Annotated in this window: 20 protein-coding genes and 1 pseudogene; 13 read left to right on the top strand and 8 right to left on the bottom strand. The window is 71.2% G+C overall.

Going from position 1 to position 19,311, the window contains the following annotated elements; all coding sequences use genetic code 11:
- Positions 1-88: pseudogene (locus ACZ56U_RS28030) on the top strand (carboxymuconolactone decarboxylase family protein); the annotation flags it as partial.
- 54 nt (positions 89-142) lie between these two features.
- Here the strand turns inward: ACZ56U_RS28030 and ACZ56U_RS28025 are convergent.
- Positions 143-1,198 (bottom strand): glycoside hydrolase family 5 protein, encoded by a 1,056-nt coding sequence (locus ACZ56U_RS28025; protein ID WP_469086735.1) that lies wholly within the window; start codon positions 1,196-1,198, stop codon positions 143-145.
- 168 nt (positions 1,199-1,366) lie between these two features.
- Here ACZ56U_RS28025 and ACZ56U_RS28020 point away from each other — a divergent pair, with 168 nt between their 5' ends.
- The 10 genes from ACZ56U_RS28020 to ACZ56U_RS27975 all read left to right on the top strand — a co-directional run bounded on the left by ACZ56U_RS28020 (position 1,367) and on the right by ACZ56U_RS27975 (position 8,741).
- Positions 1,367-2,413, top strand: coding sequence for a LacI family DNA-binding transcriptional regulator (locus ACZ56U_RS28020; RefSeq protein WP_469086734.1), 1,047 nt, complete (start codon positions 1,367-1,369; stop codon positions 2,411-2,413).
- Between the two features lie 137 nt (positions 2,414-2,550).
- Positions 2,551-3,258: an MFS transporter gene (locus ACZ56U_RS28015; protein ID WP_469086733.1), complete on the top strand. Its 708-nt coding sequence runs from the start codon at positions 2,551-2,553 to the stop codon at positions 3,256-3,258.
- 177 nt (positions 3,259-3,435) lie between these two features.
- On the top strand, positions 3,436-4,059 hold the full coding sequence (locus ACZ56U_RS28010; protein ID WP_469086732.1) for a histidine phosphatase family protein: 624 nt from the start codon (positions 3,436-3,438) through the stop codon (positions 4,057-4,059).
- 18 nt (positions 4,060-4,077) lie between these two features.
- A complete protein-coding gene (locus ACZ56U_RS28005) occupies positions 4,078-4,230 on the top strand; it encodes a hypothetical protein (protein ID WP_469086752.1) in 153 nt (50 codons plus the stop codon).
- Entirely contained in the window at positions 4,224-4,421 is a 198-nt protein-coding gene (locus tag ACZ56U_RS28000) for a recombinase family protein (RefSeq protein WP_469086750.1), read from the top strand. The genes ACZ56U_RS28005 and ACZ56U_RS28000 overlap by 7 nt, the downstream gene beginning before the upstream one ends.
- Before the next feature lie 5 nt (positions 4,422-4,426).
- A complete protein-coding gene (locus ACZ56U_RS27995) occupies positions 4,427-5,014 on the top strand; it encodes a resolvase (protein ID WP_469086731.1) in 588 nt (195 codons plus the stop codon).
- A 219-nt stretch (positions 5,015-5,233) separates the two neighbouring features.
- On the top strand, positions 5,234-5,752 hold the full coding sequence (locus tag ACZ56U_RS27990) for a hypothetical protein (protein WP_469086730.1): 519 nt from the start codon (positions 5,234-5,236) through the stop codon (positions 5,750-5,752).
- A gap of 74 nt (positions 5,753-5,826) precedes the next feature.
- Positions 5,827-6,669 carry a DUF4097 family beta strand repeat-containing protein gene (locus ACZ56U_RS27985; protein ID WP_469086729.1) on the top strand — a complete coding sequence of 281 codons (843 nt, stop codon included), beginning with the start codon at positions 5,827-5,829 and terminating at the stop codon, positions 6,667-6,669.
- A gap of 279 nt (positions 6,670-6,948) precedes the next feature.
- Positions 6,949-7,953 (top strand): ATP-binding cassette domain-containing protein, encoded by a 1,005-nt coding sequence (locus tag ACZ56U_RS27980; RefSeq protein ID WP_469086728.1) that lies wholly within the window; start codon positions 6,949-6,951, stop codon positions 7,951-7,953.
- Positions 7,950-8,741 (top strand): ABC transporter permease, encoded by a 792-nt coding sequence (locus ACZ56U_RS27975; RefSeq protein ID WP_469086727.1) that lies wholly within the window; start codon positions 7,950-7,952, stop codon positions 8,739-8,741. Before ACZ56U_RS27980 ends, ACZ56U_RS27975 begins: the two co-directional genes overlap by 4 nt.
- A gap of 98 nt (positions 8,742-8,839) precedes the next feature.
- Here ACZ56U_RS27975 and ACZ56U_RS27970 read toward each other — a convergent pair whose 3' ends face one another.
- The 7 genes from ACZ56U_RS27970 to ACZ56U_RS27940 form a co-directional block, all read right to left on the bottom strand.
- Positions 8,840-10,216, bottom strand: a complete 1,377-nt coding sequence (locus ACZ56U_RS27970; RefSeq protein ID WP_469086726.1) for an alkaline phosphatase family protein — start codon at positions 10,214-10,216, stop codon at positions 8,840-8,842.
- Positions 10,213-11,397: a metabolite traffic protein EboE gene (eboE, locus tag ACZ56U_RS27965; RefSeq protein ID WP_469086725.1), complete on the bottom strand. Its 1,185-nt coding sequence runs from the start codon at positions 11,395-11,397 to the stop codon at positions 10,213-10,215. Before eboE ends, ACZ56U_RS27970 begins: the two co-directional genes overlap by 4 nt.
- Positions 11,398-11,404: 7 nt before the next feature.
- A complete protein-coding gene (locus ACZ56U_RS27960; protein WP_469086749.1) occupies positions 11,405-12,259 on the bottom strand; it encodes a TatD family hydrolase in 855 nt (284 codons plus the stop codon).
- The gene (locus ACZ56U_RS27955; protein ID WP_469086724.1) at positions 12,259-12,975 is read right to left on the bottom strand and encodes an EboA domain-containing protein; all 717 of its coding nucleotides are present in this window, start codon (positions 12,973-12,975) and stop codon (positions 12,259-12,261) included. Before ACZ56U_RS27955 ends, ACZ56U_RS27960 begins: the two co-directional genes overlap by 1 nt.
- Before the next feature lie 54 nt (positions 12,976-13,029).
- Complete coding sequence (locus tag ACZ56U_RS27950; RefSeq protein WP_469086723.1) at positions 13,030-13,914, bottom strand: sugar phosphate isomerase/epimerase family protein; 885 nt, start codon at positions 13,912-13,914, stop codon at positions 13,030-13,032.
- Positions 13,911-14,810 carry an SCO3242 family prenyltransferase gene (locus ACZ56U_RS27945; protein ID WP_469086722.1) on the bottom strand — a complete coding sequence of 300 codons (900 nt, stop codon included), beginning with the start codon at positions 14,808-14,810 and terminating at the stop codon, positions 13,911-13,913. Before ACZ56U_RS27945 ends, ACZ56U_RS27950 begins: the two co-directional genes overlap by 4 nt.
- Positions 14,811-15,093: 283 nt before the next feature.
- Positions 15,094-17,271 carry an RICIN domain-containing protein gene (locus tag ACZ56U_RS27940; protein WP_469086721.1) on the bottom strand — a complete coding sequence of 726 codons (2,178 nt, stop codon included), beginning with the start codon at positions 17,269-17,271 and terminating at the stop codon, positions 15,094-15,096.
- Between the two features lie 204 nt (positions 17,272-17,475).
- Here ACZ56U_RS27940 and ACZ56U_RS27935 point away from each other — a divergent pair, with 204 nt between their 5' ends.
- Positions 17,476-18,192, top strand: coding sequence for a ThuA domain-containing protein (locus tag ACZ56U_RS27935; protein ID WP_469086720.1), 717 nt, complete (start codon positions 17,476-17,478; stop codon positions 18,190-18,192).
- Complete coding sequence (locus ACZ56U_RS27930) at positions 18,162-19,262, top strand: Gfo/Idh/MocA family protein (RefSeq protein ID WP_469086719.1); 1,101 nt, start codon at positions 18,162-18,164, stop codon at positions 19,260-19,262. The genes ACZ56U_RS27935 and ACZ56U_RS27930 overlap by 31 nt, the downstream gene beginning before the upstream one ends.
- Positions 19,263-19,311: the final 49 nt, after the last annotated feature.

Here is a 19,311-nt window from a genome sequence, read left to right as displayed (position 1 = left end):
CTGCATCGCCCTCATCAACCTCTACAACCGCATCAACGTCATGATCCAGCAGCCCGCCGGCGACTACCAGCCCGGCATGTTCGGCTGACCGAACGGTCGGGGGCCGCGGCACACCAGTGCCGCGGCCCCCGACCGCGCGGGGTCACTTCTGGACGGGCTTGCCCCGTCCCCACGCCCAGGCGAGCCGGTCCGCGCCGGACTGGTTGGTCGTGGCGAGCCACGGCCGCGCCGGGTCGCCGACCAGGGTCTGCAGGGAGTACGTGTCGTCGGTCCGCAGCCCCGGCCAGTACACCGAGCCCATCTTCAGCTCACGGAAGGTGTCGGTGACGGCCTGGACGTAGTTGACGAAGTTGTCGTCCGGGGTCGGCACGTTGTAGTTCAGGCCGGTCGTCATCGGCGCGCCGAACTCGTCGGCGACGGTCCGGTTCGCGCAGTCCCCGATGCGCACCTTCAGGTCGGCGACCCACTCGTCGTAGGTGGCGTACGACTTCCAGAAGCCGTAGTGGTGCAGCGACAGGTAGGTGCCCTTCAGGCGCGGGTCGGCGCAGACCGAGGTGACGTGGTCGTTGTAACCGGCGCCGCTGACGAAGACACGCTTGCGCGGCACCTTCGCGTAGGTGTCGAGCCACTTCGCCGCTATGTCGGCCCACTCGGTGTCGGTGTAGCCGTGCGGCTCGTTCATCGGCTCGAAGTAGACCTTCGAGTTGTTCTTGTACGCCTTCACCACGGTGTTCCACATCGGCCAGTACGTGGCGGGGTCGTCGATGAAGCCGTCCTTGCGCTCCCCCGTCCCCTCCCAGTAGGAGACGATGACCTTGAACCCCTGCGCCGTCGCCGCGTCGATAACACCTCGGTACGACTTCCAGTAGGACCCGTTGACGGTGTACGGGTTGATCGGCAGCCGCACGGTGTTGGCGCCGAGGTTCGCGCGGAACGCGGCGATGATCCGGCTGGCCTTGGTGTACGTCTGGCGGTAGGTGTCCGAGGTGGACAGACCGGAGAGCCGGAGTTCGTCGTCGGCGAAGTTGTCGCGCGGGTCGGCCCAGTTGACGCCCTTGAACTGGGTGGTGTCGAGGCTCGTCGCGGCGGAGGCCGGGCTGCCCGCGAGGGTGGAGCCGGTCACGGCGGCCAGGGCGACCGCGACGAGGGCGGCCCGCGCCCGGGACCTGCGGCGAGAACTGACAGGGGTCTTGCGCATCGACCAACCTCCGGAGCGACAGCGTGTTTACGTGAACATCAGCGATGTTTACGTAAACATCGCAGCGCCGGAATCGTGGCATCCGCCTCCGGAGCCGTCAAGGTTTCCCACACGTAACATCCGTTGCGACACACACGACCAGGACCAGGACCGGCAGAAGGAGACACCGTGGTGGAGCGGGGCGGTTCCGATGTCCCCGGCGGGCGCCGCAGACAGCGGGTGTCGATGGCCGACGTCGCCCGGCTCGCCGGGGTGTCGTCCCAGACCGTCTCCCGGGTCTCCAACGGCCATCCCGGGGTGATCAGTTCGACTCGGGAGCAGGTCCTCGCGGCGATGCGGGAACTCGGCTACCGCCCCAACAGCGCGGCCCGCGCCCTGCGGTACGGGCAGTTCAACACCATCGGCGTGATCCTCTTCAGCCTCTCCTCCACCGGCAGCAGCCGCACCCTGGAGGCGATCGCGACCCATGCCTCGGCGGAGGGCTACGCGATCACCCTGATCCCCATCGACGTGCCCACCCAGGACAACGTACTGGGGGCCTTCACGCGCATGGGCGAGCTGGCCGTGGACGCGGTCATCGTCATCATGGAGGTCCACCTCCTGGACACCGGGACGGTCCAACTGCCGCCCGGTGTCCACGTCGTGGTGGTGGACTCCGACGCCGGCGACCGCTACAGCGTGGTCGACACCGACCAGGCCGACGGCACCCGCAAGGCCGTACGCCACCTGCTCGACCTGGGGCACCACACCGTGTGGCACGTCACGGGCCCGCGCACGTCCTTCTCGGCGCAGCGCCGGACCGAGGCCTGGCGCGCGGTGCTGACGGAGGCCGGACGGCCGGTGCCGCCGCCGCTGCACGGGGACTGGTCCGCCGAGTCGGGCCACGCGGCCGGCCTCTCGCTCGTCGAGGAGCCCGACTGCACGGCCGTGTTCGCCGCCAACGACCAGATGGCGCTGGGCCTCCTGCGCGCCTTCAACGAACGCGGCCGGGCCGTCCCCGACGACATCAGCGTGGTCGGGTTCGACGACATCCCGGAAGCGGCGTTCTTCGTGCCGCCCCTGACCACCGTCCACCAGGACTTCGCCGAGGTGGGCCGCCGGTGTGTCCGCACGGTGCTCCGGCAGATCCGCACGCCGGGCGGAGCCCGCCCCGGCACGGATCTCGTCCCGACGACCCTGGCGGTCCGCGGAAGCACGGCGCCACCCCGCGGGTGACGCCCACGCGTTGACCTCGCCCCAACGGGATCCCCCGGTATCGGTGCGGGGACCGGGTGGGCGGGGCGGCACGGGCACTGATGGACGTACGGCCGTTGCGGGTGGGCGCGTTCCGGAGGCTGTGGGTGGCCGGCGGGGTGACCGGACTCGGGGCTCAACTCATCGCGCTCGTGGTGCCGTTGCAGCTCTACGAGGTCACCGGGTCGTCCGCCTACGTCGGGCTGGCGGGGCTGGTGGGCTTCGTGCCGATGGCCGCGGCGGCGCTGTGGGGCGGCGCGCTCGCGGACGTGCGGGACCGGCGGCGGGTGCTGCTGGTGACGACGGCCGGCATCGGTGTGACGTCGTCGCTGCTGTGGGCACAGGACCGCGCGGACCTGGGGTCGGTCGGGGTGCTTCTGGTGCTGGTGGGCGCGCAGCAGGCCCTGTTCGGGGCGAACGCCGCGGTCGGCAGGGCCGTTGTGCCTCGTCTGGTCGCGCCCGGGGCACTGCCCGCCGTCAACGCGTTGCAGTCGACGGTCGCGCCGGCCACCGGTGTCGCGGGACCGCTGCCGGCCGGTGCGCTGCTGCCGGTGGCGGGCGCACGGACGCTGTATCCGGCGGACGCCGTCGCCGTCTCGGCTACGGCGTGGGCGGTGTGGCGCCTGCCGCCGCTTCCCCCGCTCGACGGCGTGCCGCGCCGGCGCGTCGGGCCCCCGGGAGATCGCCGACGGCTTCCGGTGCGTGGCGCGGCACCGGGTGCTGCCGCTGGTGTACGTCGCCGACTTCGCCGCGCTCTTCCTGGCGCTGCCCACCGCGCTCTTCCCGCAACTGGCGCACGAGACGTTCCGTGCCTCGGATCGGCGTGACCCAGGGGGTGGCGGTCTCGATGAAGACGGTGACGGCGAGGGTCAGGGCCCGTCTCCCGGACATTGCGATGCGCTGATCCGGCTTGACGCTCGACCCCAGCCGTTCGTGGAACCGGCCCACGCGGGTCGGCGTCCCTCCATGAGTCCGCAAGATCGACTTCACCGAAGGACGCACCCATGACCGGTACGGCCGCCCGCTACCTCTACCTCACCCGCCACGGCGAGGCATCGCCGGACGAAAGTGAACTGACGGATGCCGGCCGCCACCAAGCCGCCTTGCTCGGGGAGCGGCTCTGCGGGGTTCCGCTGACGGCGATCCACCACGGGCCGCTCGCCCGTGCCGAACAGACCGCGCAACTGGTCGGTGAGCGGCTCGACGGCGTCCCCCGGAGTCGCTCCGAAGCGGCCGGCGACTACATTCCCTACCTGCCGACACGCGAGGAGCTACCGTCGGAGGCAGCCGACGCATGGCTCAAGTTCCTGGACCAGTTCACGGCCGAGGAACGCGAGCAGGGCCCCAGGCTCGCGGCAGCGGCGCTTGCGGACTTCACCGGACCTGTCGTCGGCGACGAGCCGCTCCACGAGCTTGTCATCACCCACAACTTCCTGGTCGGCTGGCTCGTCCGAGCCGCCCTCGACGCGCCGAAGTGGCGGTGGCTGGGCATCAACCACGCCAACGCGGCCCTGACTGTCATCCGCTACACACCCGACCGCCCCCCGGCAATCCTCCTCTTCAACGACACCGGCCATCTCCCCGCCGAGCTCCGTTGGACCGGCTTCCCGCAAGAGCTTCACGTTTGAGGTCCGGAGGTGAGATCGATGTTGACCCAAAAGCGGGTCTCGACCGACCAGCGGTCCACCGCCCGACAGAAGCCCGTCCTGGACGAGGCCGGGCTCGAGGACCCGGTCGTCTTCGAGGAGGACCCGGGGACCTCCACCCACTCCAGCGGCCGAAGTTCCGCGAGCTGCTGAGTTACGCGCGGCCGGGCGACACCGTCCACATCTCCGAGATGCTGCGCCTCGTACGCGGCACCGGACACATCCTCGACGTTCTCGACGTTCTCCACCGCGACCAGGTCGCCCTGCGCATCCACGACGGCGCGTTCTCCGCGATGGACCTCACCGCCCGCCACCCCGCACCGGCGAGCTGCTGTCCACCGTGAAGTTCATGGTGCAGACCCTCGCGGCCGCCGGCGAACTCCTGCGCGACCGCCAACGGGAGCTGACGTACGACGGGCCGCGGGCTGCCGAGGCCAAGGGCGGGCGCCGCCCCGCCGTAGCGGCCGCGAAGGCCGCCGACGTGCGCACCGCGTATCTGGAAGGCTGCTCGATCGCCGCCCTCGCCCGCGACTACGGCGTCAGCCGCGGCGCCATCCGCACCGCCGTCGCCGACCTCCTGCCCGACCATGCCGCCATCGAGGAGGACTCCCCAGCGCCGGGGCTGCCGGTCACCCTCGACATGCCAGGCAAGGTCGCCGACCTCCTCCGCGCCACCGACCTGCAACCCGCCGAACGAGCCGCGCTCGACCAAGGCGTCACCGTACGGCGCGGCCAGGGCTACACCCTGCGCGTCAGCACCACCCCGGCCGTCCACCGCCAGCTCCTCGCCCGCTGCCAGCCCCTCGACGGCGGCCAGGGCGCCCCGGCGGTCCCGGCGCAGGCAAGGCCCGCCGCGAGTACGGGAACCGCGTCAATGCCCTTCAGGCTGCTACAGCCGGACCATGATCAATCTGAGCGCCGACCACGGTTCGATTGATCCCCAGGGCCGGAGGACAGGTGACGCGTAAATGGCACCTCGTGGCGCTACGCGTGGCCCCACACGGCGCCAACACGCTTGACCGGCGGCGATTACGCCATCCCGAACAGACCCCCATCACCGCATTTCCGCAGGTCAGTGACGTGAACCGGGGACCCCTGCACCCGGACGCCACCCCATTGCTTGCCTGTGGCGCCATAGTGGTGCCATGATGGCGTCATGGACCTCACCCCGTATGTCGACACCCTCCGCCGCGAACTCGCGGTGGCCGCCGAAGCCGGTGGCGACGAAGCCCGCGAGCTGGCGGAGCGGCTCACCGCTCCCCTTGAGTCGGCGACTCGACTGACCCTGCTCAACGTGCTTTCCGCCGCGATGGACGAGATCACCCGTGAACTCGCCCCCGGCTCGGTCGACGTGCGACTGCGCGGGCTCGACCCCGACTTCGTGGTGACCCCGCCACCCACCTACGCGAGCGGCACCGAGGAGTCGACCCCGCCCGCCGAACCCCTCAGGACCCCGGCGCTGGCCGACGGCGACGAGGGCGGCACCGCCCGTGTCAACCTGCGCCTGCCGGCCCATCTCAAGGCGCGCGCCGAGGAGGCCGCGAACCGCGAGGGGTTGTCGGTCAACGCGTGGTTGGTGCGCGCGGTGTCGGCCGCGGTCGACGACGGTGCCCGCGCACGCACACCGCAGGGGCCCCGGACCGTCGGACAGAGTTTCACCGGCTGGGTGCGCTGACCGCACGCCGCGCAACTCCCCCACCACGTCCCACCAGCGGGGACACCTCATGGACTCAACAGGACGGGACAGCCATGCCTTCTTTCGACACCCCCGAACCGATCCAGGCCACCGCCCGCGTGGACGCCGGTTCCCTCCAGCTGACCGCGAGCGACGGTGCGGAAACGGTCGTCGAGGTACGCCCCCGCGACCCGAAGCGGGACAAGGACGTACGGGCCGCCGAGCAGACCGAGGTCTCGTTCGCCGGCGGCGTCCTGACCGTCCGGACGAAGCAGCGCCGCCTCGTCGGGACCTCCGGCGTCGTGGATGTCACGGTCGAACTGCCCACGGGCTCGCACCTCGACCTGACCGGTGAGTGGACCCAGGTGCTCGGCGTGGGCCGGCTCGGCGAGGTCCGCGTAAAGGCCTCCACCGGTGAAGTCCGCCTCGACACCACCGGCCCGGCACATCTGACCGTGTCGCACGGCTCGATCACGGTGGACCGCGTCGAGGGGGCCGCCGAGATCACCACCAGCTCCGGCAACCTGCGCGTCGGTGTCGTCGACGGCCCCGCCGTCCTGAAGAACTCACACGGCACCACGACCGTCGGCGCCGTGACCGGAGAGCTGCGGGTGAGCGGCGCCAACGGCGGCATCGACATCGCGCGCGCCGAGTCCTCGGTCACCGGCACCAGCACGAACGGCGCCCTGCGTGTCGCCGAAGTCACGCGCGGCACCGTGCAGTTGGAGACCTCCAACGGTTCCATCGAGATCGGGATCCGCGAGGGCACCGCCGCCTGGCTCGACGTCAGCTCCAACCGCGGACAGGTCCGCAACACGCTCGGCGCGTCCGAGGCGCCGGAGCACATCGACGACACCGTCAAGGTTCATGCGCGGACCAACTGGGGCAACATCGACATCCTCCGCGCCAAGGCCTGAGCGCCACCGGCTAGGGCGCCAAGACCTGAGCACCACCGAGCCAGGGCGCCAGCAGACCAGGGCGCTACCAGCCCCGGGCGCCACCTGGCCAGGGCGCCAGCGGGCCACGTCGCCAGCAGGCCAGGGCGCGAGCAGGCCAGGGCGGCGGCGCTGTGGGGAAGCCGGACGCACACTCCCCCGCCCGCACTCCTCTTCACCCCTCACGCTTCACGCTTCACGCTTCATCCGTCACTCCGCATCCTTCACCCCTCAACGGAGGGCCCCATGCCTTCATCTGTCATGCCCACGTCTAGAAAGGGCGACAGTGACTCGTCGCCCGCCGCCATCTCCGCCGTCGGGCTGCGCAAGTCCTACGGTGACAAGACCGTCCTGGACGGTTTCGATCTGCGTATCCCGGTGGGTTCGGTGTTCGCGTTGCTCGGTGCGAACGGGGCGGGCAAGACCACCACCGTGCAGATCCTGTCCACGCTGATCTCCGCCGACGGCGGCCGGGTGGAGGTCGCCGGGCACGACCTGGCCGCCGCCCCGCAGCGGGTGCGGGCCGCGATCGGGGTCACCGGACAGTTCTCCGCCGTCGACGGCCTGATCACCGGCGAGGAGAACATGCTCCTGATGGCCGACCTGCACCACCTGCCCAAGCCCGAGGGGCGGCGCGTCGCGGCCGAACTGATGGAGCGCTTCGACCTCACCGCGGCCGCGAAGAAGCCCGCCTCCACGTACTCCGGCGGCATGAAACGCCGCCTCGACATCGCCATGACCCTGGTGGGCAGCCCGCGCATCATCTTCCTCGACGAACCGACCACCGGACTGGACCCCCGCAGCCGCCACACCATGTGGCAGATCATCCGCGCCCTGGTCGCCGACGGCGTCACCGTCTTCCTCACCACCCAGTACCTGGAGGAGGCCGACCAACTCGCCGACCGCATCGCGGTCCTGCACCACGGCCGGATCGCCGCCGAGGGCAGCGCGGAAGAACTCAAACGGCTCGTCCCCGGCGGCCACGTCCGCCTGCGCTTCACCGACCCCCACGCCTACCAGAACGCGGCCACCGCACTGCGCGAGACCACCCGCGACGACAAAGCACTCACGCTCCGCATCCCCAGCGACGGCAGCCAGCGCGAACTCCGCGCCCTCCTCGACTGGTTGGAGGCCGCCGGCGTGGAGGCGGACGAACTGACCGTGCACACCCCCGACCTCGACGACGTCTTCTTCGCCCTCACCGGCGAAACCAACGAAACCAACGAAGCCAGCGACACCAACGAGACCCAGGAGTCCGTCCGATGAGCACCCTCGCCCTCGCCGTGCGCGACTCCTCCACCATGCTGCGCCGCAACCTCCTGCACGCCCGCCGCTACCCCTCCCTCACCCTGAACCTGCTGCTCACCCCGGTCATGCTGCTGTTGCTGTTCGTCTACCTCTTCGGCGACGCGATGAGCGCCGGCATCGCAGGCGCCGACGCCGGCCGCGACGCCTACATCGCCTACCTCGTCCCCGGCATCCTGCTGATGACCATCGGCTCCACCACCATCGGCACCGCCGTCTCCGTCTCCACCGACATGAGCGAAGGCATCATCGCCCGCTTCCGCACCATGGCCATCCACCGCGGCTCGGTCCTCATCGGACACGTCATCGGCAGCGTCCTGCAATGCGTGGCCAGCGTCCTCCTCGTCGCCGTCGTCGCCGTCGCCATCGGCTTCCGCTCCACCCACGCCACCCCCCTGGAATGGCTCGCCGCCTTCGGACTTCTCGTCCTGTTCGCCCTGGCCCTCACCTGGATCGCCGTCGGTCTGGGCCTGGTCAGCCCCAACGCCGAAGCCGCCAGCAACAACGCCATGCCCCTGATCTTCCTGCCCCTGATCTCCAGCGCCTTCGTCCCCGTCGACACCATGCCCGGCTGGTTCCGGCCCATCGCCGAGTACCAGCCCTTCACCCCCGCCATCGAAACCCTGCGCGGCCTCCTGCTCGGCACCGAGATCGGCCACAACGGCTGGCTCACCCTCGCCTGGTCCCTCGCCCTGGCCACCCTCGGCTACCTCTGGGCAGCCGCCAAGTTCGACAACGAACCCAAGTAGTCGGCGCACGCGCCAGAGGGCACCGGCCGCGCGATCGGCCGGTGCCCTCAGTGCGTCACCAAACAGGGCGCCTTGCCCGAAGAAGACGGCTGCCGTGGTCAGTCGGTGGTGATGCCCGAGAGCGACAGCAGGAGCTTCTTGACGTCGGTCGCGTCGATCTCGTCGCGTGCCGGCCCGGGGCGCGAGCACAGCAGTACGGGACTGTCCTGCGGGTCCTGCGGCAGGCGGCCGTGGCTGCCGCGGACGCCGGAGGGGTCCAGGGGGACCGTCTGGATGCGGTAGCGCAGGCCGGCCTTCTTGCGGGCGACCTGGCCGATGGCGCGGGCCTTCACCGCGGGAACGGTGGGGTCGTAGAGGAGCTCGGCGGGGTCGTAGCCGGGCTTGCGGTGGATCTCGACCTGGCGGGCGAAGTCGGGGGCGAGGTCGTCGTCCAGCCAGTAGTAGTACGTGAACCAGGCGTCGGAGTCGGCCACCGCGACCAGCTCGCCCGAGCGTTCGTGGTCCAGCCCGTGGGCCGCCTTGCCCTCCTCGTCCAACACCTGCTCGACGCCGGGGAGTTCACCGACGATCTTCGCCACGGCGTCGACGTCGGCGGGGTCACGGACGTAGACGTGGGCGATCTGGTGGTCCGCGACGGCGAAGGCGCGGGAGGCCCAGGGGTCGAGGTACTCCATGCCGTCCTGCGTGTGCACCTCGAGCAGCCCGGCCCGGCGCAGGGCGCGGTTGATGTCGACGGGACGAGAGGCGGGGGCGATGCCGTACTCGCTGAGGATCACCACCGTCGCGTTCTCGCGGCGGAAGTGCTCCAGCAGCGGCCGCAGGGCGTCGTCGAGGCGGCGGGCCTCGCGGGCGGACTGCGGGGAGTCCGGGCCGGAGCGCTGGGGCTCGTAGTCGAGATGCGGTACGTACACCAGGGTGAGGTCGGGGCGGTGCTCGTCGAAGATCTGCCGGGCGGCCGCGAGGATCCACTGGCTGGAGGGCATGCCCGCGTTGGGGCCCCAGTAGGTGAACAGGGGGAACGGGCCGAGCCGGTCGGTGAGTTCGTCGTGCAGGGCGGGCGGCCGGGTGTAGCAGTCGGGTTCCTTGCGGCCGTCGGAGTAGTAGACCGGGCGCGGGGTGACGGTGAGGTCGACGTCGGCGCCCATGGCGTACCACCAGCAGACGTTGGCGACCTTGTAGTCGGGGCGGGTCCGCCGGGCGGTGTGCCAGATCTTCTCGCCGCCGACGAGGGCGTTGTGCTGGCGCCACAGCATGACCTCGCCGAGGTCGCGGAAGTACCAGCCGTTGCCGACGATGCCGTGCTCGGCGGGCGGGGCGCCGGTGAGGAGGGTGGACTGCACGGAGCAGGTGACGGCGGGCAGCACGGTGTTGAGGCGGGCCTGGAAGCCCTGTTCGGCGACGGCCGAGACGGCGGGCATGTGACGGAGCATGCGAGGGGTGAGACCGACGATGTCGAGGACGACCAGTCGGGTCATGAGACGGGCTCCTTGCGTGAGTGGGAGGTCAGGCCCAGTTCCTCGAACCGGCCGCGCATCCAGGCCAGTTCGCCGGCCAGGCCCGTGACGAGGCCCTCGCGGTCCCGGGGGCGGAGGTGGGCGGGGAGGACCGACCAGGTGTAGGTCTCGACCTCGATGTGGTCGCAGAGGGCCTGCGGACCGCCGAGCAACGCGTCGAGCGCCCAGGTCAGTTCGGTGGTCGTGGTGGTCAGCGGCGGCTCGGGCCGAGCGTGCAGGGGCGCGTGGAAGTGCACCCGCCAGGACGAGTCGGGGTCCAGGCCGCCCGCCAGCGCCTCCGGCAGGTCGTCCACCCCGGTGACGGTGCCGTTCGGGGCGGTGCGCGTCTGGTGCAGGAAGCGGGGTTCGGCGAACCGGGCGAGGGCGCGCCGCGCCTGCGGATCCGTGGGGTCGTCGGCCTGGAGGGCGCTGGAGGCCTGGACCTTGACGACCGGGAGCCCGGCGGCGGCGAGGCGGCCCAGTGCCGCGAGGGGTTCCTCGAACTGCACGGCGAGGTGGCAGGTGTCCAGGCAGATCCCGAGCCGCTCGGGGTCCACTCCACCGAGTTCCCGGGCCGCCTGGACGGTGTTCTCCACCACGCATCCCGGTTCGGGCTCGAATCCCACCCTGACGGTACGGCCGGTCTCCCGCTCCACCCGGGCCAGTTCCCCGGCGAGCTGGTCCAGGGCGCGCCGGGCCGTGTCCCGTGCCTCGGCCGGCCAGGGGGTGCGCCAGGCGAGCGGCAGGGTGGAGACGCTGCCGCGCCGGGCGTCGTCCGGCAGCAGTCCCGCGAGCACCTGGGCGCAGTCGACGGTGTAGCGCAGGCGGGCGGGATCGGTCCAGTCGGGCAGGTAGACGTCCTTCTTCACCACCTCGCGGTGGAATCCGCCGTAGGGAAAGGCGTTGAGGGTGACCGTCTCCAGTCCGCGCGCGGCCAGTTCGGTGCGCAGGCGGCGCACGGCCGCCGGGTCGGTGGTCAGCTCGGTGACGACGTCGCGGGCCAGCCACAGCCCGATGCCGAGCAGGTCCGCGTCGAGGGCCCGGCGTACGGGCTCGGCGTAGGCGGCGAGCTGGTCCACGACCCCGTCGAGGTCCTCGGCCTGGTGGACGTTGGAGCAGTAGGCGAGGTGGACCGTGGTGCCGTCGGGGTGTCGGAAGCGCACGGCGGGCTCACTCTCCGCCGCGTTTGACGGAGTTGCCCTCGAAGAGCGCCGAGGCGTCGGGCTTGACGTCCTCCAGGTCGAGACGGCCACTCTGCCCGTAGAAGGCTACGGGGTTGCGCCACATGACCTGGTCGACGGTGTCCGCGTCGAAGCCGGCGGCGAGCATCGCGTCGGCGGTCTTGCGGGTCTTGAGGGGGTCGCTGCGGCCCCAGTCGGCGGCCGAGTTGACGAGCATCCGCTCGGTGCCGTGCTCCTGGAGGATGCGCACCATGCGGTCCTCGGTGAGCTTGGTGTCCGGGTAGATGGAGAAGCCCATCCAGCAGCCGCTGTCCGCGACCATGCCCACGGTGAGTTCGTTGAGGTGGTCGACGAGGACGTGCTCGGGCGGGATGCCGGACTCTCGGACGACGTCGAGCGTGCGCCGGGTGCCGACGGCCTTGTCGCGGTGCGGGGTGTGGACCAGCGCGGGCAGCCCGTACTCGACGGCGAGTTGGAGCTGGCGGGCGAGGGCCTCGTCCTCCTCGGGGGTCATGGAGTCGTAGCCGATCTCGCCGACGGCCACCACGCCGTCCTTGGCGAGGTAGCGCGGCAGGACGTCCAACACGCCCTTGCAGCGGGGGTCGTTGGCCTCCTTCGGGTTGAGGGCGACGGTGCAGCGGTGCTGGATGCCGAACTGGGCGGCGCGGTACGGCTCCCAGCCGAGGAGCGCGTCGAAGTAGTCGGTGAAGCTGTCCACGGAGGTGCGCGGCTGGCCGAGCCAGAAGGAGGGTTCCACCACCGCGCGGACGCCGGCGGCGTACATGGCCTCGTAGTCGTCGGTGGTGCGGGAGGTCATGTGGATATGGGGGTCGAAGATGCGCATCATGCGGCTCCGTTGAAAGCGGCGAGGGCCTCGGCGGCGGCGGCTCGGCGGTCGGGTGAGAGGGAGTCGGCCTCGGCGGGCAGTCCGGAGGCCTCCAGGGTGCCGGGATGGTCCCGCAGGATGGGCCAGACGTCGGCGGGAACGGCCCGGCCCGCGGCGACCCGCTCGTGGGCGAAGTCGGCCAGCATGCGGGCGAGTTCGCGGTCCGCGCGCTCGGCCAGCCCGGCCACCCGGTCGAGCGGGATCCCGCAGAAGACACACTTCAGTACGGCGTGCCGGTACCCGTCGTGGTCCAGGTGGCGTGCGGCGTACGGGCCGAGGGCGGCCTCGATCAGCCCGGTGTCGTTGCCGCGCAGCGCGATGTGCACCAGGGGCAGGCCGAGGTCGGCGAAGGTGGGGTCGGCGTCCTCCAGCAGGGCCAACGAGCGCAGTACCGCCCGCTGTTCGGCGGCGTCCCCGTACCGGTGGAGGTCCGCGATCTCCGCGGCGAGGTCCGCCCCGCGCAGCGGCAGGGCTTGGAGCAGTCGGGCGCGGGCGGCGTCGGCGACGGTCCAGCCGGCGACGAGCGGTCCGCGTCCGCACCGCCGGGCGACGGCCGGGAAGGCGCCCCGTACGGCGGTGGGGTCCTGTCCGACGCGGGCGACGGCCTCGGTCAGCCATCGCCGTGCGTCGGGGGTCAGTTGTCGGTCGAGCGCGGTGGCCAGGTCGAAGTCCACGGCACAGGTCTCCTGTTCGGATGTGCTGCCTGCTGAGGGAGGGAGGGCGCGGCCTCAGAAGGGCTCGGCGGCCTTCAGGAACTCCAGGGAGCGACGGGCGACGTCGGGTGCGTCGAGGGACGCGCCCTGGATCTCCACCGAGACCGGCCCCGCGTAGCCGGAGGCTTTGAGCGCGGCCAGGACGGGCGGGAAGTCGATCTCGCCGGCGCCGAACTCGAGGTGCTGGTGGACGCCTCGCCGCATGTCCTCGATCTGCACGTTCACCAGGTGGGGCGCCGCCAGCGCGACGCAGTCGAGCAGGGTGATCTCCTCGACGCAGTGGGCGTGTCCGATGTCGAGGGTGATGCCGAACAGGTCGGGATCACCGACTCGGCGCCGCAGTTCCAGGACCCGTTCCACGGTGTCGATGAACATGTACGGTTCCGGCTCGAAGCCCAGGGCGACGCCGTGCTCCTGGGCGATCTCCAGGACTTCCTCGCAGCCCACGGCCAGCCGCTTCCAGGCCTCGTCCTCGGGGACGCCCTCGGGCGCGGGGCCGCTGCACAGATGGACGGCCGGGGCGCCCAGGTCGGCCGCGACGCGGATGGCCCGTGCCAGCAGGTCCACGCGCCGCTCGACGCCGTGGACGGACATCAGGGTGGGGTGGTGCTTGTGCCACGGGTCGAGCAGGTACGGCGACCCGGTCTCCACCATGACGGCCATCCCCAGGCGGTCCAACCGCCGCGCGAGGCGGTCGACCTGGCGGGGGAGGTCGGGGGCGTACGGGTCGAGGTGGGTGTGGTCGAGGGTCAGGCCGACCGAGTCGTAGCCGAGGTCCGCGAGGACGGTCAGGACGTCGTCCAGACGGTGGTGGGCGAATCCGTTGGTGCCGAATCCGAACCGGAGCCGCTCGATGGGCGCGGGGGTCCTGACGGGCACGCTGTCGGGTATGAGGGTCATGTCGGGGACACCTTCCGGGCGAGTCTGCGGGCCAGGGGGTGGGCGGCGGCCAGGATCCCGGCGAGGCCCGCTCCCCCGCCGCCCGCGGTGAGGGCCGCCTGGAGGGGCATCAGCGACATGATCCCGGTGCCGACGGCGTCACGGACGTTCGTCGCGGACGGCTCCCGTGCCGCGCGAGCCTGGGCGCCGCCGTACGAGACGAGGTAGCCCAGCGCTCCGGCGGCCGCGCCGATCCGGGCCGCCCGGTCGCGCTTGCGTACGCCGGGAAGTGCCGCCGCGGCCAGGGCTGTTGCGGTGCTGCCGGCGAGCGTGGCGGCGGGTACCTGGCGCGGGGCGCCGGAGACCTCGTGGCGGCTGAGGGTGGTGACGGTGTAGATGTGCGCGCCGGTCAGCAGGGCGGCGGGCAGGGCGGCGGCCCTGCGTCCGGGCTCGGCTCCGGCCAGGACGTTCAGCGCCCGGGCGCCCGCCATGGCGGCGGGTCCGGCGGGCGTGGACTTCAGGCCGAGGTCGTAGGCCCAGACCAGCCCGGTCAGGGGCAGCGTGACGCCGAGCGCCCGCCGTCCGCCGGTCAGGGCGGCGAGGCCGAGTCCGGCGGCGGTGAGCCCGCAGGCGGTGGCGAGCGCGGTGCGGCGGGCCACCCGCCCGGAGGGTACGGGGCGTTGGGGTCGCTCGACCGCGTCGACGGTCGCGTCCGCGTAGTCGTTGAGCGCCATTCCGGCCCAGTAGAGGGCGACGGAGGACGCCATCGTGCCGAGGACACGGGGCCGGGGCGTCCCGGCGCTCGCGACGGCACCGGCGAGGACGTCGCCGGGGACGCTCAACGCGGCGGGCAGACGCACGAGTTGCGCCATGTCGGTCAGGCGCGGGGAGGAATTGTGATCATTTCGACCGTCCATGATCGGACCATACGCCCAAAGTTCCGTTCCCCATATGCCTTCGAACTCCTGACTCCGCGAAGAACCTGTGCACGGAGCGTGCGGTGTCCGACTCCGCTGAGTGAACTGCTCAGGTGGCGTGGGTGCGTCGGGTATCCGGCCCGGGTCCTGAACGTCCGGCTCCGGTTGTACGGTCGGGCCGGTCCCGGCGATACCTCGAGCCGCCGTCGAGCGCCGGTCGAGCGTGCGGGGATGTCCTACGACGACCGCGGCTCAGGTCGGCCGTCGTAGGACTGGGCCCGGTCTACGGGTAGTTCACCAGGTTGGCCACGTTCGTCGAGGAGTTGGACGGGCCGCCCCGGTCGTTGATGACGTGCCGGATGGTTCCGGTGCCCCCCAGGGACACGGTCACCATGTTCTGGAAGCGCACGTTCGGGGTGTTGGGCACCTCGAAGGCGTGCTCGGCGGTGACGCTCGGGTTGACGTTGAAGTAGCAGTAGCTGCCGAGCCCGTAGGCCTGGTGGCTGGTGACGGAGTTCGCGACCTTGTAGGCGGCGTAGCCCTGGATGGAGCCGTTCATCCAGGCGGCCTGGTTGGGCGGGTCGTAGGGCATCTCGTTCTGGTAGAAGTACGTCCGGCCGCCGTTGCCGTTCCAGATGGTCTGGTGCTTCTGGTAGTGCTCGACGAACAGGCCGTACATGGTGACGTCGTCGCCGTTGACGACGAGCCCGGTGTCGGCGGTGTTGGTGTTCCAGCCGATGCCGCTGCCGTGGTCGCCGCGCCAGATCCACATGTGGTCGCCGATGACGTCGTCGCTGTTCACGACGAGGCTGGTGGTCGCCTTGCCCACGGTGGCGCCGCCGACGCGGAAGTACACGTCGTGCAGTGAGGTGGGGTTGGCCGCGTGGTCGGCGGCGGCGCCGGACGGGCCGAGTTCCACGAGGGTCTGCGAGTTGGTGGTGCCGGCGTCGAAGAGGACGCCCGCGAGCTTCACCCCGTCGACGTCGGCGACGGTCATGGCCGTGATGCCGTTGTCGGGGATGAAGGTGGCGAGGCCGAGGCCCAGGACGACCGTGTCGGGGCGGGTCACGCGCAGGGTCTGGTCGAGGTGGTAGACGCCCGGGGTGACCAGCAGGTTCTTGCCCTCGGCCAGGGCCGCGTTGAGCTGTGCGGCCGTCGCCCCCGGCTTGACGACGTAGAACTGCTCCATGCCGAGCGAGGTGCCCGCCGCGTTGCCGTTCGCCCAGCTGACACCGGAGGAGTTGGTCCGGGTCGACGGCACGAACACCTTGTAGGCGCCTGTCGGGTCGACGTAGAGGAAGGGCTTCTCGCGGACCGTCGGGGTCTGGTTCACCGTGGTGTAGGGCGGGTTGGGGAAGCTGTTGCCGGGGACGCCCTGGCTGCCGACGAAGACCATGTTCCAGTTGGAGCCGGTCCAGCTGCCCAGCTGGGAGTTGCGGGTCAGCCACTGCTGCTGGGTGCCGGAGCGGACCTGGCCGTCGATCTTGCTGTCGGCCATGAAGCCGCCGCTGGACCAACCGCCGTCGCTGAGTTCGAGGTTGCCGCGGACGTGCATGCGCCGGTAGCCGGAGGCCTGCGAGACCGCCCAGCGGTCGGTACCGCCGGTGGGGTTGACGGAGAGGTTCTCGGCACCGCGCCAGAAGTTCTGGGTGGCGTTCTGCGGCGGGAACCAGTCCGCTTCCACATGGACGGCACCGTTGATGGTGACCGAGTCGGGCGACTGGCCGAGGCCCAGCACCTGGGTGTAGAAGCCGACGTTGACGTCGTTGCTGTAGGTGCCGGGCTTGAACATGACGGCGTAGCGCTGGGAGCCGAACTGGTTCGTCTCCTGCTGCTGGAAGATCTGGTTCAGCCTGCTCTGGATGGTCGCCGACGGCATCGAGGGGTCGAAGACGACGACGTTGGGGCCGAGGTCGACGTCCCCGGGCGCGGTGCTCACGGGTGCCACCTGGAAGCGCTGGGCCGCCGTGCCGTTGCAGGTGTACTGCACCAGTTGGACGCTGTCGGCCGTCGAGGCGGCGGGCACGTCGAGACACTTGCCGCTGTTGCGGTTGACGAAGTGGTAGGCGCCGCCGCCCTCGTCGACGGCCCGCCACTGCTGGTTGTTCCCGCCGCCGTACGTCCACAGGTGCACGGCCGCGTTGTCGGCCGTGGACACGTCGCTGACGTCCACGACTTGCGCGGCGTCGTTGCGGTTGTTGATCCGGACGTAACCGTCGCTGGTCGGTGTGAAGCTCCACTGCTGGGCGGTGGTGTTGTTGCAGGTGTACTGCTGCACGGCGGTGCCGTTCACGGTCGCGGCGGCGCGGGCGTCGAGGCACTTGCCGCTGCCGGCGTTCACGACGGTGGCCCAGCTCGCGGGCAGGGCGGCGGCGGCCTGGGTGGGTTGGAGGACGGTGAGCGCCGCGGCGATCCCGGCCGTGGCCAGGAGAGCCGCGGACCGGGTGGGGAGTCGGAGCATTTCTTCTCCGCTTCTGCGGGGGGTGGGAGGAGACTTAGTTCACTCCGTGATTTAAGGAATGAGATATGAACATGTCAAGAGTTTGGTGCAGACCAATCGACCGGGAAGAAGCGAAAATTTCGCGGATCGCGGCAGCCCTTTCCCGGGCGTCGGCCGCTGCCGCATAGTGAAGTCGTTGATCAACGGCTCGGCCGGAGGAACGACATGACACCCTCAGACAAGAAGGCCCTGGTGGTCCGAGGCGGATGGGAGGGACACCGGCCGGTCGAGGCAACGGAGTTGTTCGTGCCCTTCCTGCGGAGCAACGGATACGCCGTCCGCATCGAGGAGTCGACCGAGGTCTACGCCGACGCCGACGCGATGGCCGCCACCGATCTCGTCGTGCAGTGCGTGACGATGTCCCAGATCAGCCCCGAACAGCTCGCGGGGCTGAGCACCGCGGTCGTGGCCGGCACCGGCCTGACCGGCTGGCACGGCGGCATCGCCGACTCCTTCCGCGCCTCCTCCGACTATCTCCACCTGGTCGGCGGCCAGTTCGCGACCCATCCGGGCAAGGAACCCTGTGAACGCCGGGGTGACGAGACCGACAACTTCCTGCCGCACACGGTCGAGTTCACCGAACGGGGGCGTGAACACCCCGTCACCGCGGGCATCGAGGACTTCGCACTCACCACCGAGCAGTACTGGGTGCTCCACGACGACCTCATCGACGTCCTCGCCACCACCACCCATCCGGCCCAGCCGTGGCAGCCCTGGCACCGCCCGGTCACCTCCCCGGCGATCTGGACCCGGCAGTGGGGCGCCGGACGTGTCGTGGTGACCACCCCCGGGCACAGCCTCGACGTCCTGGAGCACCCGGCCGTCCGAACCGTCATCGAGAGGGGCATGCTGTGGGCGACGCGCACCGCATCGGCGTCATAGGTCTCGGCGTCATCTCCCGCGCCTACCTGGACACACTGGCAGGCCATCCCGCGCTCCGCGTCACCGCGGTCGCCGACCTGGACGCCTCCCGGTCGGCCGCGGCCGCCGCCGAGTTCCCCGGCGTCCGGGCCCTGACCGTCGAGGAGTTGCTGAGCAGCCCGGACGTGGACACGGTCCTCAACCTCACCGTCCCCGCCGCGCACGCCGAGATCGCCCTCGGCGCGATCCGGCACGGCAAGCACGTGTACGGCGAGAAGCCACTGACCGTGGAACTCGCCGACGCGCAGGCCGTGTTGGAGGCCGCTCAGAAGGCGGGTGTCGGTGTCGGCTGCGCACCGGACACCGTCCTCGGCACCGGGATCCAGACGGCCCGGGCGGCCGTGGAGTCGGGAAGCATCGGACGGCCCCTGTTCGCCTCGGCCGTGATGGTCACCCCGGGACACGAACGCTGGCACCCCCACCCCGACTTCTACTACACCCCGGGAGGCGGCCCGCTGCTGGACATGGGGCCGTACTACCTCGCGTCCCTGGTCCATCTCCTGGGCCCCGTACGGGCGGTGACCGGTGCCTCCAGCCGACTGCGCACCGAGCGCGTCATCACCTCCGGCCCCCGCGCGGGCGAGCGGATCCCCGTCGAGGTCGACACCCATGTCTCCGGAGTCCTGGAGCACGCGAACGGCGCCCTGACCACCATCACGACCAGCTTCGACGGCGTCACCACCACCGCCGCCCCCATCGAGGTCCACGGCGAGACGGGCACCCTCAGCGTGCCGGACCCCAACCACTTCGAGGGCGAGGTACGCCTCTTCCCCCTCGGCGACACCCGGTGGCGCACCCTCCCGCCGTCCGCGGGCTACGTCGACGGCGCGCGGGGCGTCGGCCTGCTGGACTTCGTCACCGCCGACGCCGACCGGAAGCCGCGCGCCAACGGTGAACTCGCCCTGCACATCCTGGAGACGATGAACGCGCTGCTGCGCTCCTCGGCCGAGGGCCGGCGCATCGAGCTGACGACCTCGGCCGAACCGCCCGCTCCCGTTCCTCTGACGCCCGCGCGGGACTGGCGGAGCTGACCGGGCTCGGTCCACCGGCCAGGTGTGCGCGAGAGTACGCGGCGAGCGG

Source organism: Streptomyces sp. NPDC034103, from assembly GCF_055575395.1.
This window is presented reverse-complemented; position numbering and strand designations above follow the sequence as displayed.